The sequence below is a fragment of the Catenuloplanes indicus genome (assembly GCF_030813715.1).
GTDB lineage: Bacteria > Actinomycetota > Actinomycetes > Mycobacteriales > Micromonosporaceae > Catenuloplanes > Catenuloplanes indicus.
Map to the genome: position 1 here is coordinate 4649132 of NZ_JAUSUZ010000001.1, position 14487 is coordinate 4663618.

A 14487-nucleotide genomic window follows, 5' to 3' on the forward strand; every position below is an offset into this window, starting at 1 on the left:
ACAAGAGGACTGCGTCTTGGCACCGAACGAATGGCTCAACGACATCGATGGGCCGACACCGGCCGAACTCGCGGCCATCGGGGCGGAAGAGCCGCTGATCAGCGCGGAGGTCGCGTTGCTGGACGCGCAGATCCGCGTGTTCTGCGCGGACGGCGGTCCGACCGAGCTGGACTGGCACCGGCTGAGGGTCGCGGAGAAGCGGGTCGCTCGGGAGGCGCTGGCGCTGCACCGGCGGTACCCGGACAGCGCGGAGTTGAGGTGGGCGGCGTGACGACTCCCGCCTTCCCGATCGTGACGGTTGCGGACTCGCGCTTCACGTTCGGGCTGCTGCTCGATCTGACGCGGGTGCTGGAGCAGCACGGCTACCCGCCGGTCGTGGCGGGTGCGGATCTGGTCCGGCTTCAGGAGAGCCTCTTCAACTTCCTCTACACCAAGCCCGAGAGCACCGACGCTGAAGGAGTCCAGCGATGACCGTTTCCGCGTACCCGCCTCAGGTGGCAGACCTGCTTCCCCGCGCTCAGGAACTGGTCGCGTCGCTGGGTGTCCTGCCGTCCGAGAACCGGATCAAGAACGAGCTGAAGGTGGGCCGGCCGAAGGCAAAGGCGATCCGCGCGGCGCTGGAGCAGGAGACCACGCCGGCCGAGCCCGAGCCGGAGCAGACGCCGGAGGATGCGGCGCCGGACCCGGTTCCGGCGGTGGACGAGCCGGAGACCGTACCAACTCCGGTCCGTGAGGCGGCGCCGGTGACGGTGGAGACGATCGAGCAGCGTGCGGCGGTCGCAGACCCGGTTCCGGCCGCTGAGACCGTGCGGCGTCGGGCGGTGCCGTCCTGGCCGGTGCTGATCCTCGCGCTGCCCGCGTTCGCGGCTGTCTGGTCGGGATGGGTCGGGCTCGGGGAGATGACCGGGTTCGGGGTGGTGCACCCGCTTCCGGGGATCGCGGACGGGTTCAGCCTGAACACCGCGATCACGCTCCCGATCGGCGTCGAGACCTACGCGGCGTACGCGCTGCGGGTCTGGCTCTCCGGGCACGGCAACGCCGTGGCGCGACGGTTCGCGAAGTGGTCCGCGATCGGCTCGCTGATCCTCGGGGCGCTCGGCCAGGTCGCCTACCACCACATGGAAGCCGCAGGCGTCACGCACGCACCGTGGCAGATCACGACCGTGGTCGCCTGTCTGCCCGTGGCGGTGCTCGGGATGGGCGCGGCGCTGGCGCACCTGAATCACGACGGACGTTCTTAGCTCTGCCCGGCGGCGCGGCCTCTCGGCCTGGAAACCTGTGCCGCGCCGCCGGTCTCTCGCCCCCATTCGCCTGGTGAGGCTTCAGGAGGAAGAACCCTCATGCTCGCAGAGACCGACCCGGAACACACTGGCCACACGGCCACGCTCACCCCTGAGGTGCTGGTCGGTGAGGTGGTCATGGTCGACCAGCCGCATGCCCGTACCGATGATGAGTGGTTGAAGGAACTGGCGCGGCAGGCCGCGCAGCGCAAGCCGATCCTGCCCGCGTGGATGCTGTCGGGCTCGGACTTCCGGCACACGTGCCGCTGGATCGCGGCCCACTACCTGCACGTCTCCGCCTATCACGCGGTCCGCATGCCGGTCTACGGCACGAAACTCGCGTTCCGCTCACCGCGCGGTCTCGGAAGATTCATTGCCGGGGGTACGCGCTGGGTGCTCGATCTGGAGGGCCTGCCCGTTCGGCTCGCGGCGGTCCGGCGGGAGGACGCGGAGCAGTACCTCCGGCTGTCCCGGCAGCGTGACGGCCGCGTGCGTCTGCGGACGCTGATCGCGGCCTCGGTGGCGGTGCTCGGCGTGACAGGCACGTTCGTGCTCGCGGTGCTGGCGCCGAGCTGGGCGCACTGGGCGACGCTCGCGGGGCTGGTGGCCGCGTTCGGGCTCGGCGGGGCGCGACCGGATCGGCCGTTGGTGTCCCGCGCGGTCGTTCCGACGCATGTGCAACAGCTGACCTCGAATCAGGTCACGCTCGCGCTGTCCGTGCTCGGTCTGGCCGGGATCAACCAGGCGGTGTCGAAGCTGGGCGACAAGGCGATCGGGTTCCCGGCGCCGATCACCCGTGACGGACCGGGATGGCGCGCCGATGTCGATCTGCCGCCCGGCGTCACGGCGACCGAGGTGATCGAGCGGCGGGAGAAGCTGGCCGGCGCGCTCACTCGGCCGCTGGGCTGTGTCTGGCCGGAGGGCAACGCCGAGGTGCACCCCGGCCGGCTGGTCCTCTGGGTCGGGGACCAGGACATGTCGAAGGCGCGCAAGCCCGCGTGGCCACTGCTCAAGGGCGGGCCGATAGACCTTTTCAAGCCTCAGCCGTACGGGACGGATCAGCGCGGACGCTGGGTGAACCTGACGCTGATGTTCATCGCAATGGTCATCGGGTCGATCCCGCGCATGGGCAAGACGTTCGCCCTGCGGGAGGCGCTGCTCATCGCGGGTCTTGATCCGCGGGCGGAGATCCACGCGTACGACCTGAAGGGCACCGGAGACCTGTCCGCGCTCGGCAAGATCGCGCACCGGTACCGAGCCGGGGAGGACGACGAGGACATCCTCTACGCGGTGGCCGCGATGCGTGAGCTGCGGGCGGAGCTACGCCGGAGGGCGCGGGTGATCCGGGATCTGCCGCCGGATCTGTGCCCGGAGAACAACGTCACGCCGGAGCTGGCCACGCGGCGGTCACTCGGCCTGCATCCGATCGTGGTCGGGGTCGATGAGTGTCAGGTCTGGTTCGAGCACCCGGAGTACGGGGCCGAGCTGGAGGAGATCTGCACGGATCTGGTAAAGCGCGGACCAGCTACCGGGATCGTGCTGATCCTGGCGACGCAGCGGCCGGACGCGAAGAGCCTGCCGACCCCGATCTCCGCGAACGCGTCGACGCGGTTCTGCCTGAAGGTCATGGGGCAGATGGAGAACGACATGGTCCTCGGGACCAGCAAGTACCGCAACGGCGTCCGGGCGACCATGTTTGCGTGGGAGGACAAGGGGATCGGCTACTTCGCCGGTGAGGGCGCGGACGCGCGGATCGTGTCGACCGTGTTCATCGACGGGCCGGCCGCGAACGTCCTTGCCGAGAAGGCACGGGCGCTGCGGGAGCGCGCGGGGCGGCTGACCGGGCACGCGCTCGGGGAGACGCCGGAGGTCGCGCGGACGGCCGGCTGGCACCTGCTCGACGACATCCTGTCCGTGGTCCCGGTCGCGGAGCTGCGGGTGTGGAACGAGACCGTGGTGGCGAGGCTGGCGGAACTGCGGCCGGATGCCTACGACGGGTGGGCGCCGGAGCAACTGACGGCAGCGCTCAAGCCGTACGGGATCGAGGTCGACCAGATCGGCCGGCGCGTGGGCGGGAAGACCGTCAACCGGCGCGGCATCACCCGCGCGGACATCGCCGCGAAGGTTGCCGAGCGTAACCGCACGAAGGCCGCGGCCTAGAACCGCCGGAGGGTGCTGGCGCTAGCACCCGAGCCTGCTAGCGCTAGCACCTCCGCTAGCACACGAAACGAACCCCTGCCAGGACGCTAGCACGCTAGCGGCCCTGGTCCCTCACGCCCGAAAACCGGCCCTGGAGGCGTTCGTGGACACCCCTTCCCTGATCGCTAGCTTCCTCTGCTTCGTCCTGCCACCCGTCACGCTCTGCTACGCCGCTAGCTGCGCGATCTGGCCCTGGAAAGCCTGCTCGACGTGCCACGGCACCGGGCGGATCAAGAGCCCGTTCGGGCGCGTGTTCCGGCTGTGCCGGCGCTGCGACGGCACCGGACGGCGCATCCGGATCGGCCGACACGTGTGGAACGAGTACCGGCGCGTGCACCGGGACGGCAACCGATGAACCGCACCCCGCACCCGGACTGGTGCGCCGCTGACCATCGCTGCGGGCTCAACGAGCACCGCAGCGCGGAGATCGTGATCGACCTGGCGCGGCACGGCCGCGCGGTCGTCACGCGGACGCGGACGGAGAACGGGCGGGAGTTCGCCGAGGTCCGACTGTGGGTGGCGCTCGCTCCCCGCGAGGTACCGGCGCGGCGGCAGCTGCTCGCCATGCTCTCCGGCCTACGCGTCCTGCTCGGCCGCGTCGCGGTCGCTGCCCGGCCGACGCCCCACCGCTGATCCGCCGCTCAACCCGGAAAGGAGGCCGCATCATGAACCGACCCGCACACGACGAGAACGCGGAACGCGCCGTCATCGGCGCCGCACTGCTCGGGCCGACGCTGGTCACCGAGCTTGCGGCCAAGCTCAACCCCGGCGACTTCTACCACCCGAAACACGGCGCGCTGTGGGACGCGATCTGCCGACTCGACGCGGCCGGCACACCGGCCGACCCGATCACGCTCGCGGCGCACCTGGCCGAGGCCGGGGACCTGGCGCGGGTGGGCGGAGCGCCGTACCTGCACACGCTGATCTCCGAGGTGCCAAGCGTCGCCAGTGCCGGCTACTACGCGGACATCGTGGCCGAACACGCGCGGCGCCGGGAGGTCTCCGAGCTGGGGTTGCGCCTCACCCAGCTCGCGGACTCCGGCACCGACACAGCCGATCTGCTCGCGACCAGCCGCGCGCTGCTCGACGACACCGGCGCCGGTGCGGAGTGGGCGCCACCGATCCCGTTGGGCACCGGTCGGCATCTGCCCGCTTTCCCGGCGCACGTGCTGCCGGGGTGGGTGGCGGACATGGTGACGGCGGTCGCCGAGTTCACACAGACGCCGGTCGACCTGGCGAGCAGCATCGCGCTCGCGGCGCTGTCGACGGCCGCGGGTGGCCGCGCTGAGGTGGAGGTGCGCGGATCGTGGCGTGAGCCGACGAACCTGTTCACGGTCGTCGTGCTGCCGCCCGGATCGCGGAAGTCGGCCGTGTTCGCGGCGATCACCGGGCCGTTGCTGGCGGCGGAGTCCGCGTTGGTGGAGCGGACCAAGCCCGCGATCATCGAGGCCGAGTTGGCGGCGCGGGTTGCTGGAAAGGCCGCTGACAAGGCGGCGCACGCTGCGGCGAATGCGGACGCGTCCGCGCGGGACACGCTGTTGGCTGAGGCGTCGGCTGCTGCGATGCAGGCCGAGGCGGTCACGGTGCCGAGCCTGCCTCAGCTTGTCGCCGACGACGTGACCAGCGAGGCAGCGGCACAGTTGCTCGCGGACCAGGGCGGCCGGTTGGCGGTGCTGTCGCCGGAAGGCGGCAGCCCACGATCGCCGGCCGCTACTCGGGCACGCCGAATCTGGAGGTGTTCCTCAAGGGCCACGCCGGGGACATGATGCGCGTCGGCCGGCTGTCCCGCGAGAGTCAGCACGTCGCCAAACCCGCGCTCACGCTCGGGCTGGCCGTGCAACCGGACGTGCTGCGGGACATCGCGTCGATGCCAGGATTCCGCGGGCTCGGCCTGCTCGCACGCATCCTCTTCGCCCTGCCGGAGAACACGGTCGGATTCCGCCGCATCGGCGCCGACCCGGTACCGGCCGAGGTCGCCGACGCGTACCGGGAGAGTCTGGGCGCCCTGGTCCTCACGCTGGCGGGGTGGACCGATCCGGCGGTCGTGCCGCTCACCGAAGAGGCAAACGGGCGGGTGCTCGACATCGAACGCGCGGTAGAGCCGAGGCTCGCACCAGGCGGCGCGTGGGGACACATCGTGGACTGGGGCAGCAAGTACACCGGCGCCGTGGTCCGCATGGCCGGCCTGATTCATCTGGCCGAGCATCTGCGCGACGGGTGGAGTAGGCCGGTCGACGCGGACACGATCGACCGCGCGGCGCAGCTCGGCGACTACTACGCCGCTCACGCGCTGGCCGCGTTCGACGACATGGGCGCCGACCTGGAACCCGCGCTCGCGGTGCTGGACGCCCACGGCTACCTCCGCCAGATCGACGCTCCGGCGCGGCCTCGGACAGGTGGCCGGCCGCCATCGCCGACGTTCCTCGTGAACCCCGACGTGCACCAGCCGAACGCCACTGTCCACCCGATCCGGCGGACCGCATGACGGGCCTGACGGAACTGACAGAACTGCCACAACCCCCGTACCGCAGAGGTTCTGTCAGTTCTGGCAGTTGTGTCACTGCCGTTCCGGGCCGAGCCCCACCGACGTAGATCGCCTCCGCCGTCAGCCACCCCCTCAGCTACGGAAGGCCGCAAGACCGTGCGAACGAAGGCGCTCTATCCCAGCCCGGACGCCAGCACCACGAGCCACAGCATCGACCACGGGGAGAACCGCGTGCAGCGCATCGCAGACGACCGCGTCGTACTGACCATCGAAGAGGCCGCCCAGCGACTCGGCATCGGCCGAACCACCATGTACGCGCTCGTCATGAGCGGAGAGATCCGGTCCGTCACAATCGGCCGTCTCCGCCGCGTTCCCGTCCGCTGCCTCACCGAGTACGTGAACAGCCTGCTCGCCGACGACACCGCCGCCACGGCCGCCTGAGGGGAGCGACACATGGGACGACGTAAGCCGAACGGCGCATCAAGCATCTACGAGGGCAAGGACGGCTACTGGCACGGCCGCGTGACGGTGGGCGTCAAGGACAACGGGCAACCCGACCGCCGACACGTCCAGGGCAAGACCGAGGCCGAGGTCACGAAGAAAGTCCGGAAGCTGGAGCGGGAGAGGGAGAACGGCACCGTCCGGAAGGCGGGGCAGCGCTGGACAGTGGAGAAGTGGCTCTTGCACTGGCTCGACAACATCGCCGCGCCGGTGGTCCGCGTCAACACGATCGACGGCTACCGCGTCGCCGTGCGAAAGCACCTAATTCCAGGGCTCGGCGCGCACCGGCTCGATCAGTTGCAGCCGGAGCACCTGGAGAAGCTGTACGCACGGATGCTGGCGAACGGCAGTGCGCCGGCTACCGCTCACCAGTCGCACCGCACGATCCGGACCGCACTGAACGAGGCGGTGCGCCGAGGTCACCTTGGGCGGAATCCGGCCGCTCTGGCGAAACCTCCGCGTCTGCCCGATACCGAGGTCGAGCCGTTCTCGATCGAGGAGGTGCAGACCATCCTCAAGGTCGCGGCAGAGCGACGGAACAGCGCGCGGTGGGCCGTAGCTCTCGCTCTCGGTCTCCGCCAGGGTGAAGCGCTCGGCTTGAAGTGGCCGGACGTGAATCTGAAGGCGGGCACCCTCACGGTTCGTCGCGCTCTGCTCCGGCCGAAATGGGGTCACGGATGCAACCCAAAGTGCGACGCACGGATTCCAGGGCTGTGCCCCAACCGGGTGAACCTCCGCCCGGTGTCCGCGGACACCAAGTCGCGCGCCGGCCGCCGCACGATCGGCCTCCCCGATGCACTGATCAAGGTCCTACGTGAGCACCGGGAGACCCAGAAGGTGGAGCGGGAGACAGCCGCACAACTCTGGCAAGACGAGGATTGGGTGTTCTCGACTCGGACCGGCCAGCGCATCCACCAAGCGACCGACTACGACGAGTGGAAGCGTCTTCTCAAAGACGCCGGAGTACGCGATGCCCGGCTGCATGACGCCCGCCACACAGCAGCAACGGCGCTCCTGGTTCTCGGCGTCTCCGGCCGTGCCGTGATGGGCATCATGGGCTGGTCCAACGCCGCGATGCAGGTCCGCTATCAGCACCTCACGGATCAGGTCCGCCGTGACATCGCCAGCCGACTCAACAACCTACTCTGGAACTCAGACGAGTAACGGGAGTTCGTTCATACGCTCGTCCGTGCGGTCGTCTGGACCTCTTGCAAGAATCAGACGACCGCACATCTCAAGCGTCCCTGACCGCTTCGGCTACTCGACGAGCAAGTAGAGGCGGAACACTGTTACCAAGCTGCGCCTGAACGCTAGCCCGCTTTCCCACAAATTCGAAAGAATCAGGGAAAGTGAACAACCTCTTCATCTCCGGCACGCGAAGGCGTCGACTGTCCCAGTGAAATGGGCCGATATTTGGACCCGGTTGCGCCTGAATTGTGGGAGACGGCTTAGCCGGGTCAAGCTTCAGCAAGAACGACCAAAACCTAGACCGCCACTTGAATTGCGGGTCTGGATGATTTCGCTCAGCCGTATAGAAAAGGTAGTTGTCACCCGGTGGAATGTCAGGCAACAGCTTGCCATACTGACCATTCACCACTTCGCCAGGTTCGGGATCGCAGACTAACCCATCGAGCGCCTCACCTGAGGTCACGTGCGGCCGCTCAACGTTTCCGGTACTTCGCCTCTCCCAGGAGCCACCGTGGCTCGGTTCGGGGTGCACCGGAACAGAATTCCCCTTCTGAGTTCCGATAACGAAGAGCCTTGGTCGCGCTTGAGGCACCCCATAGTCGGCCGCATGCAAGACCTTCGCCGTATAATCATACCCAGCCTCGTCGATTTCGCGAAGAAGGCGCTCATATGCCGTTCGGCTGGCTACATTATTATAAGTTAACGCATACACATTTTCGAGAATAAACTTCCGCGGCTGCGCCTCGCGGAGAACCCTTGTGTATGCCTGAAGAAGACTTGCAGTGGGATCGAGGCCCTTGCGCTTCCATTCCAGCCAGAAGCCGCTCTTACTGAAGGGCGTGCAGGGCGGCCCTCCTACCAGGAGATCCGGACGAGCGCGGCCCCGCAAGCCTGCCGCCTTCAGGATGTCGCTCGTCTCTACGTCCAAGATGTCGGATCGAATGACCGGGCCCGGCAGACTCAGAAAGTTCTTTTCCATCGTAGTAGCAGCATCAGCATTGTGCTCAACTGCGGCACGTACGTCATAACCCGCATCTTCGATGCCCTGATCCAGGCCACCAGCTCCTGAGAACAAGCTGATCGCAACACCTGCACCCGTGGATGATCGCTTGGAACTCATGCGAAGAGTCTGCCAGCTCGGACGCCATACCGTAAGACGGCGCAACGAGACCGTGACAACATTACTCTGCGTTCCGGCCGGCATCTGTGTGTAATCACGACGGCGAGTGCCCCTTACGCTCCTTCTCAAGAAGACGCTGCAGTTGATTGGCAACCGCAGCCGAGGTCTTGAAGTTGAACTTACGCCAGAACCGGTAGAATTCATCCTCCGTCGCGAACTCTCCCTGCCCTGCCCTGAGATCCGCAATAAGATCCACCGCGCCGATGTACTCACGGGTGGTGGAGGATCGCTTCTTGCTGGCGATTCGCCAAGGCTCTTGAACGAGAATCTCTACATCCGTTACGCGATGCATTGAATCCACCTCGAGCGTATAGAGAAAAATTATGTCGAAGTGACCGGAATACTGCGAAAAAGGTCGGAAAGTACCCGGCCAATGCAGATCTTCCCACTTGAAGTAGGTATTTCCGGTGTAAAGAGTAATCCGGGATTGAGTTCGCGCCTTATCTTTCGTGTCGGCACGGCGCGCAACTTTGATATCGACAGCGAATATCTTGCCTCCCCAGCGAGTGCCGGTTAGCTCGAGATCTGGATAGCCCCGCTCCGTACCTCGTATTAGCTCAATAGACTCGTCTTCGCTTCGAGCTTGAGCTTCGAGAAAGTCCGTCACGCTAACCTCGACCACGTTAGCGAGAGCTGCCGGTTCCTTCGGAAGCGGCAGGAGATGCCCATTCTTGGCCAATACCGCGGTTAGCTCCTCAGGACTTGACGCCTGCACCGGCCACTTTGCATCTGATCCGAACGCCTGATACACCCCAAGCGCATCGAATGTGTAGCTCTGGCACTGGCGGCGAAGCCACTCGAGGGGGCTCTCTCCAGACTGCTGCATTTGCCAAGTCAACCGCATGAGCGTTGCGGCACAACAAACGGGTGCACGAACCGCCACGCGCGTCCGCTCACCCCCACGTGGTGCACGACAGAAGCTTGGGCGGGGGCCGTCAGCAACACACGCTAGCCGTTGAGCCCTCAACCTGCTGGCGCGCTCGTCCGCGGCCAGAGTTGAGTCAGGCGGGACGCCCGGCGAGAGCGTACTGAGCCTGAAACTGAGACTAGCTCCCTCAACACAGCAAACGCCGGCCCAGAGCCACTAGGCCAGGACCGGCGTTTGCGCTGCTCAAGCGAGCGGAGGATACGAGATTCGAACTCGTGAGGGTGTTAACCCAACACGCTTTCCAAGCGTGCGCCCTAGGCCTCTAGGCGAATCCTCCGCCGCAGACAATACCGTGCCGCCGGGCGGGCGTGCACGGGGGTTCCCGGTCGGGGGTGACCGGGGTCTCGGCCCCGATGCGACGGATCGTGGCGTGGGCGGGTAGAGTTGGGCTCACTCCCCGTGCGGTGGATATCCCGTGAACCTCCCCAGGGCCGGAAGGCAGCAAGGATAAGCGGGCTCTGGCAGGTGCACGGGGAGCCTTTCGTCCCCGGGACTCTTCCGGGTTGACCAGCATCTGCGCCGCCTCCCGCACCCGGTCGGGCATGTTTTTGACCCCGTGGTCACGGCGGCGGAGAATGGCGCGGTCGAGAGGAGACGGCAGTGGCGTTGGCCCTCTACCGCAAGTATCGACCGCGGACGTTTGCCGAGGTCATCGGGCAGGAGCACGTCACCGAGCCGCTCAGCCAGGCGCTGCGCAGCGGCCGGCTGAACCATGCGTACCTGTTCTCCGGGCCGCGCGGCTGCGGCAAGACGAGCTCGGCGCGCATCCTGGCCCGCTCGCTCAACTGTGAGCAGGGGCCGACGCCGGAGCCGTGCGGGGTGTGCACGTCCTGCAAGTCACTGGCGAACGACGGCGCCGGCTCGATCGACGTGATCGAGATCGACGCGGCCAGCCACGGTGGTGTCGACGACGCGCGTGAGCTGCGGGAGAAGGCGTTCTTCGCGCCGGCCAACAGCCGCTACAAGATCTACGTGATCGACGAGGCGCACATGGTCTCGTCGGCCGGCTTCAACGCGCTGCTCAAGCTGGTCGAGGAGCCGCCGGAGTACGTGAAGTTCATCTTCGCGACCACCGAGCCGGAGAAGGTGCTGGGCACGATCAAGTCCCGCACCCACCACTACCCGTTTCGGCTGATCCCGCCGAGCGTGCTCCGGCCGTACCTGGAGCAGCTCTGCGAGGCCGAGGGCGTCAAGGTGGAGCCGGCGGTGTTCCCGCTGGTCGTCCGGGCCGGCGGCGGCAGCGCGCGAGACACGCTCTCCGTGCTCGACCAGCTGATCGCGGGCGCCGGCGAGGAGGGCGTGACGTACGCCCGTGCGGTCTCACTGCTCGGCGTCACCGACTCCGCGCTGATCGACGACATGATCGATTCGCTGGCCGCCGCGGACGGCGCGTCCGCGTTCGCCGCGATCGACCGGGTCGCCGAGGCCGGTCACGACCCGCGCCGCTTCGCCACCGACCTGCTCGAACGGCTCCGCGACCTGATCGTCATGCAGCAGGTGCCGGACGCCGCCGCCAAGGGCCTGATCGACGGCCCCGCCGACGAGATCGAGCGGATGACCACGCAGGCCGGCCGCTTCGGCACCGCAACGCTCTCCCGCGCCGCCGACATCGTGCACAACGGCCTGGTCGAGATGCGCGGCACCACCGGCCCCCGCCTGCTGCTCGAGTTGATCACCGCTCGCATGCTGCTGCCCGGCGCGGACGACTCCACCAGCGCGCTGCTGCAACGCCTGGAGCGGATGGAGCGGCACCTGGCCGCGGGCGGCGGAACACCGCAAAACCCTCCGGCGGTACGCAGCCAGCCCGCACCCGTCTCTCTCGGCGCTTCCGGCTCCCACCCGGCCGCCGAGGCCTCGGTCCCGGCCGGTCCCGGCCCGGAGTCCGGGCTCGATCCGCGTGCGGCGGCGCGTCAGGCCGCGGCCCGCTCGTCCGGCGGCGGTCAGGCCGCGGCCCGGCAGGCGGCCGCGCAGGCCGGGGCGCCCGCACAGGGGCGCCGTCCCGCCGCCGCGCAGGCCGCTGGCGCTCCGGTCTCCCCGGCCGCTCCCGCTGTCCAGCCCGGCGCGGCTCAGGCCGAGCCTGCCCGGCCGGGGCATTCCCCGTCCGGTCCGGCACAGGCAGGTCCGTCCCCGGCCGCTCCTTCGCAGGCTGGCGCCTCCCAGGCCGGTCCGGCGCAGGGCGGCACGGCGCAGGGCGGCCCGGCGCAGACCGGTTCGGTGCAGGGCAGCCCCGCGCAGACCGGTCCGGCGCAGGGCAGCCACGCGGAGAGCGGTCCGGCGCAGAGCGGCTCGATGCAGGGTGGTCCGGTGCAGGCGCCGGCCGGGCAGGCGGCTCCGGCGGCGTCGCCGGCCGCGGTCGTCGACGAGCCGGCCGCGTCGCCCGACGGCGTGGATGTGGCCGAACTCCGCAGCCGGTGGTGGCCGGAGGCACACGCTTACGTGAACGCGCGCAACAAGCGCGCCGGTGCCGTCCTGCGCGACGCCACGGTACGCACCGTCGAGGGCGACACGCTGGTCCTCTCGTTCCGGCTGCCGAACCACATCGACCTCTTCGCCGGTACGCCCGGCGGCATGGACCTGGTCCGCGAGGCCTTCTACGAGCTGCTCGGCGTCCGCTGGCAGGTCCGTTGCGTTCCGGCTGGCCCGGCGGGCGAGCCGGATGCACCCACCGGCCGCGGCGGTCGCGCCCCGGCCCAGCGCCAGTCGACCGGCCAGTCCCAGCCCGGGCACCCCACCCCCCCGTCCGCGCCCACGCGCTCGTTATCCGAGTCGGACGCGAGATCGGGGCCGTCACCGGGACCGTCCCCCGCGTCCACCACGGCGGCCGAGGACGCGGGCTGGCCCACCCCTGCCGCCATCCCCAGCACACCTCCGCCCACCGCCGACCGGCCCGGCGCGGAGTCGCCCCACCCTGCCCCCGGCGGCCCGCACCCGTCACGGACGGACACCGCGCCCGCCTCGGCCGAGGCCGGCACCGCGGTCACCGACGACGGCCGGCCCACGCCCGCTCAGCCCGGCATCGACTCGGCTCGCCGGGACAGCCACCCCGTCCGGCCCGGCACCAGCCCGGCCGCCGACGACGGCTGGCCGGCCCCGGCTCAGCCGGGAAGCACGCCGGCTCAGCCCGAACCCGCAGGCGGGCCGAACCCGGCGCACTCCGGATCGGCCGGTGAGCAGACCGGCGATGATGGCTGGCCGGCTCCGGCAGCGCCGGGCAGCGGCGGTGTGGGTGACGACGGCGACTGGCCGGAGCCGGTGCGGCCGGGAACCGTAGCCAGCACGGTGGATGACAGCGGCTGGCCGGAACCGGTTACCGCGGGAGGCGGAGCGGCTTCCGACGAGGGCTGGCCGGAGCCGGTGCAGGCCGGCGGGCCGGCTGCCACGAGTCCGGAGCGGTCCGGCGGTCCGGCCCCGGTCGCTGCGGACGGCGTGCCGCGGCGTGCGACCGCGGGTGGACTCGCGGCGGCGCGTGCGGCAGCGGCGGCTTCTCGCGGTAAGCAAGCGGCGAACGGCGGCGGCCAGCGTGGCGCCGCCGAAGCCCGGCCGGGTGCGGCGGAGAATCCGGCGGCGACTGTCCCGGCGGGAACACCGGTGTCAGCCGGTTCCGGTCCGGCGGTCGCGACCGGTGGCGGCGCCTGGGACGACTTCCCGGCGGACGAGGAACCGCCCTATGACCCGGAGTACGACGGCCCGGCGCCACCGGACAACGGTGTCGCCGGCCGTGGCGGCTTCTCAGCGCGCACGTCGGCACGCCCGGCGGCGGCCGGCAGCGGTCCGGCCTCGCCCGGGAACGGGTTCTCGTCGGCAGGCGGCGCCCCGGCGCCACCGGCCGACGGCGGTCCGGGACCGGCGGGGGGCAGTTTCTCGTTCCCGGCTTCCGCGGGCGGCGGTCCGTCCGCCGCGGCTTCCAGTGGAGCAGTTTCCGGCGGCGCGGCTTCCGGCCCAGCGGCTTCCGGCGGGGCTGTTTTCCCGGTGCCTTCCGCGGCTGCGGTGGCCGGTGCTTCCGCGTCGGGTGTCTCGACGTCGGCTGCGACGGCGCCGGCGGGGCGGGCCGCGGGTCCGGGCTCGCCGAACCCGGCGATCGCGAGTGCCAAGGCGGCGGCGAGCCGGGCGGCGGCGAACGCGGCCGCGGCGGCGCAGGGGCGGGGCGGGGCGGCCAAGCAGCCGGCGGCTGCCACGGCGGAGGCGCCGCGGCCCACCCAGGGACGGGCCGCAGCGGCGGTGGCGGCCGCCAACGCGGCCGCGGCAGCGGCTGCGGCCGCGCAGGCCAGTCAGCCGGCGGAGACGTCGGCGAAAGAGTTCGAGGGCTTCGACCCGGGCGACGAGCCGCTGGACGAGGTCATCGACGAGCAGGCCGCGCGCCAGAGCAGTGAGGAACAGGCTTTCCTCCTGCTCAAGCAGGCATTCGGCGCCGAAAAGATCACCGAGATGTGACCGCCCGGCTCGTCGCTACGGCGAGCCGGGCACCGGCCCAGCATCCTGACGCCCGGTGCACAGAGCGTCCTGAAGCGTGGTGGTAAGCAGAGCGGTGCGTCCCGTGTCGCGCGGGGTGGGGTTTGTGGTGACCGCCCGCTCGACGTGCAGGTAGGCCGCCCGCGGCCGACCGGTGCCCGCGGGAGCATGCGGACCGCACCACGCCGGAAGCGGGTAGATGAACGAGCCCTTGGTTCGCCGAAGGCGGTGATGCGAGGTTCGAGGCGTGAGGGCGGCGGGACGGCTCGGTGTGCCG

Annotated in this window: 11 protein-coding genes, 1 tRNA gene, 1 other RNA gene and 1 pseudogene; 11 read left to right on the forward strand and 3 right to left on the reverse strand. The window is 69.7% G+C overall.

Annotated features, from left to right (window positions below; genetic code table 11):
* The first annotated feature begins 16 nt into the window (after positions 1-16).
* The 9 genes and pseudogenes from J2S42_RS20860 (at position 17) to J2S42_RS20900 (ending at position 7629) form a co-directional block, all read left to right on the forward strand.
* The gene (locus J2S42_RS20860) at positions 17-271 is read left to right on the forward strand and encodes a DUF6284 family protein (RefSeq protein ID WP_307241606.1); all 255 of its coding nucleotides are present in this window, start codon (positions 17-19) and stop codon (positions 269-271) included.
* Complete coding sequence (locus J2S42_RS20865) at positions 268-471, forward strand: hypothetical protein (protein ID WP_307241608.1); 204 nt, start codon at positions 268-270, stop codon at positions 469-471. The genes J2S42_RS20860 and J2S42_RS20865 overlap by 4 nt, the downstream gene beginning before the upstream one ends.
* The gene (locus J2S42_RS20870) at positions 468-1241 is read left to right on the forward strand and encodes an ABC transporter permease (protein ID WP_307241610.1); all 774 of its coding nucleotides are present in this window, start codon (positions 468-470) and stop codon (positions 1239-1241) included. The genes J2S42_RS20865 and J2S42_RS20870 overlap by 4 nt, the downstream gene beginning before the upstream one ends.
* Positions 1242-1340: 99 nt before the next feature.
* The gene (locus J2S42_RS20875; protein WP_307241612.1) at positions 1341-3440 is read left to right on the forward strand and encodes a cell division protein FtsK; all 2100 of its coding nucleotides are present in this window, start codon (positions 1341-1343) and stop codon (positions 3438-3440) included.
* Positions 3441-3582: 142 nt separating this feature from the next.
* Positions 3583-3834 carry a hypothetical protein gene (locus J2S42_RS20880; RefSeq protein ID WP_307241614.1) on the forward strand — a complete coding sequence of 84 codons (252 nt, stop codon included), beginning with the start codon at positions 3583-3585 and terminating at the stop codon, positions 3832-3834.
* Complete coding sequence (locus J2S42_RS20885; protein ID WP_307241616.1) at positions 3831-4112, forward strand: hypothetical protein; 282 nt, start codon at positions 3831-3833, stop codon at positions 4110-4112. Before J2S42_RS20880 ends, J2S42_RS20885 begins: the two co-directional genes overlap by 4 nt.
* A 29-nt stretch (positions 4113-4141) precedes the next feature.
* Positions 4142-5964, forward strand: a pseudogene (locus J2S42_RS20890) (YfjI family protein).
* 231 nt (positions 5965-6195) lie between these two features.
* Positions 6196-6405: a helix-turn-helix domain-containing protein gene (locus tag J2S42_RS20895; protein ID WP_307241617.1), complete on the forward strand. Its 210-nt coding sequence runs from the start codon at positions 6196-6198 to the stop codon at positions 6403-6405.
* 12 nt (positions 6406-6417) lie between these two features.
* On the forward strand, positions 6418-7629 hold the full coding sequence (locus J2S42_RS20900) for a tyrosine-type recombinase/integrase (protein WP_307241620.1): 1212 nt from the start codon (positions 6418-6420) through the stop codon (positions 7627-7629).
* A 70-nt stretch (positions 7630-7699) separates the two neighbouring features.
* Here the strand turns inward: J2S42_RS20900 and J2S42_RS20905 are convergent, their stop codons facing one another.
* The 3 genes from J2S42_RS20905 to J2S42_RS20915 form a co-directional block, all read right to left on the reverse strand.
* Complete coding sequence (locus J2S42_RS20905) at positions 7700-8773, reverse strand: DNA cytosine methyltransferase (RefSeq protein WP_307241622.1); 1074 nt, start codon at positions 8771-8773, stop codon at positions 7700-7702.
* A 94-nt stretch (positions 8774-8867) separates the two neighbouring features.
* Complete coding sequence (locus tag J2S42_RS20910; protein WP_307241623.1) at positions 8868-9659, reverse strand: type II restriction endonuclease; 792 nt, start codon at positions 9657-9659, stop codon at positions 8868-8870.
* A 294-nt stretch (positions 9660-9953) separates the two neighbouring features.
* Positions 9954-10038, reverse strand: a tRNA-Ser gene (locus tag J2S42_RS20915).
* Between the two features lie 114 nt (positions 10039-10152).
* Here J2S42_RS20915 and ffs point away from each other — a divergent pair.
* An RNA gene (gene ffs, locus J2S42_RS20920) (signal recognition particle sRNA small type) lies at positions 10153-10243 on the forward strand.
* Positions 10244-10361: 118 nt separating this feature from the next.
* Positions 10362-14192, forward strand: a complete 3831-nt coding sequence (locus J2S42_RS20925; protein ID WP_307241625.1) for a DNA polymerase III subunit gamma and tau — start codon at positions 10362-10364, stop codon at positions 14190-14192.
* Positions 14193-14487 lie beyond the last annotated feature (295 nt).

Excerpts from the sequence above, each read along its gene's own strand:
- J2S42_RS20905 (WP_307241622.1), bottom strand. The coding sequence starts at position 8,773 with ATGAGTTCCAAGCGATCATCCACGGGTGCAGGTGTTGCGATCAGCTTG.
- J2S42_RS20910 (WP_307241623.1), bottom strand. The coding sequence starts at position 9,659 with ATGCAGCAGTCTGGAGAGAGCCCCCTCGAGTGGCTTCGCCGCCAGTGC.
- J2S42_RS20900 (WP_307241620.1), top strand. The coding sequence starts at position 6,418 with ATGGGACGACGTAAGCCGAACGGCGCATCAAGCATCTACGAGGGCAAG.
- J2S42_RS20875 (WP_307241612.1), top strand. The coding sequence starts at position 1,341 with ATGCTCGCAGAGACCGACCCGGAACACACTGGCCACACGGCCACGCTC.
- J2S42_RS20885 (WP_307241616.1), top strand. The coding sequence starts at position 3,831 with ATGAACCGCACCCCGCACCCGGACTGGTGCGCCGCTGACCATCGCTGC.
- J2S42_RS20870 (WP_307241610.1), top strand. The coding sequence starts at position 468 with ATGACCGTTTCCGCGTACCCGCCTCAGGTGGCAGACCTGCTTCCCCGC.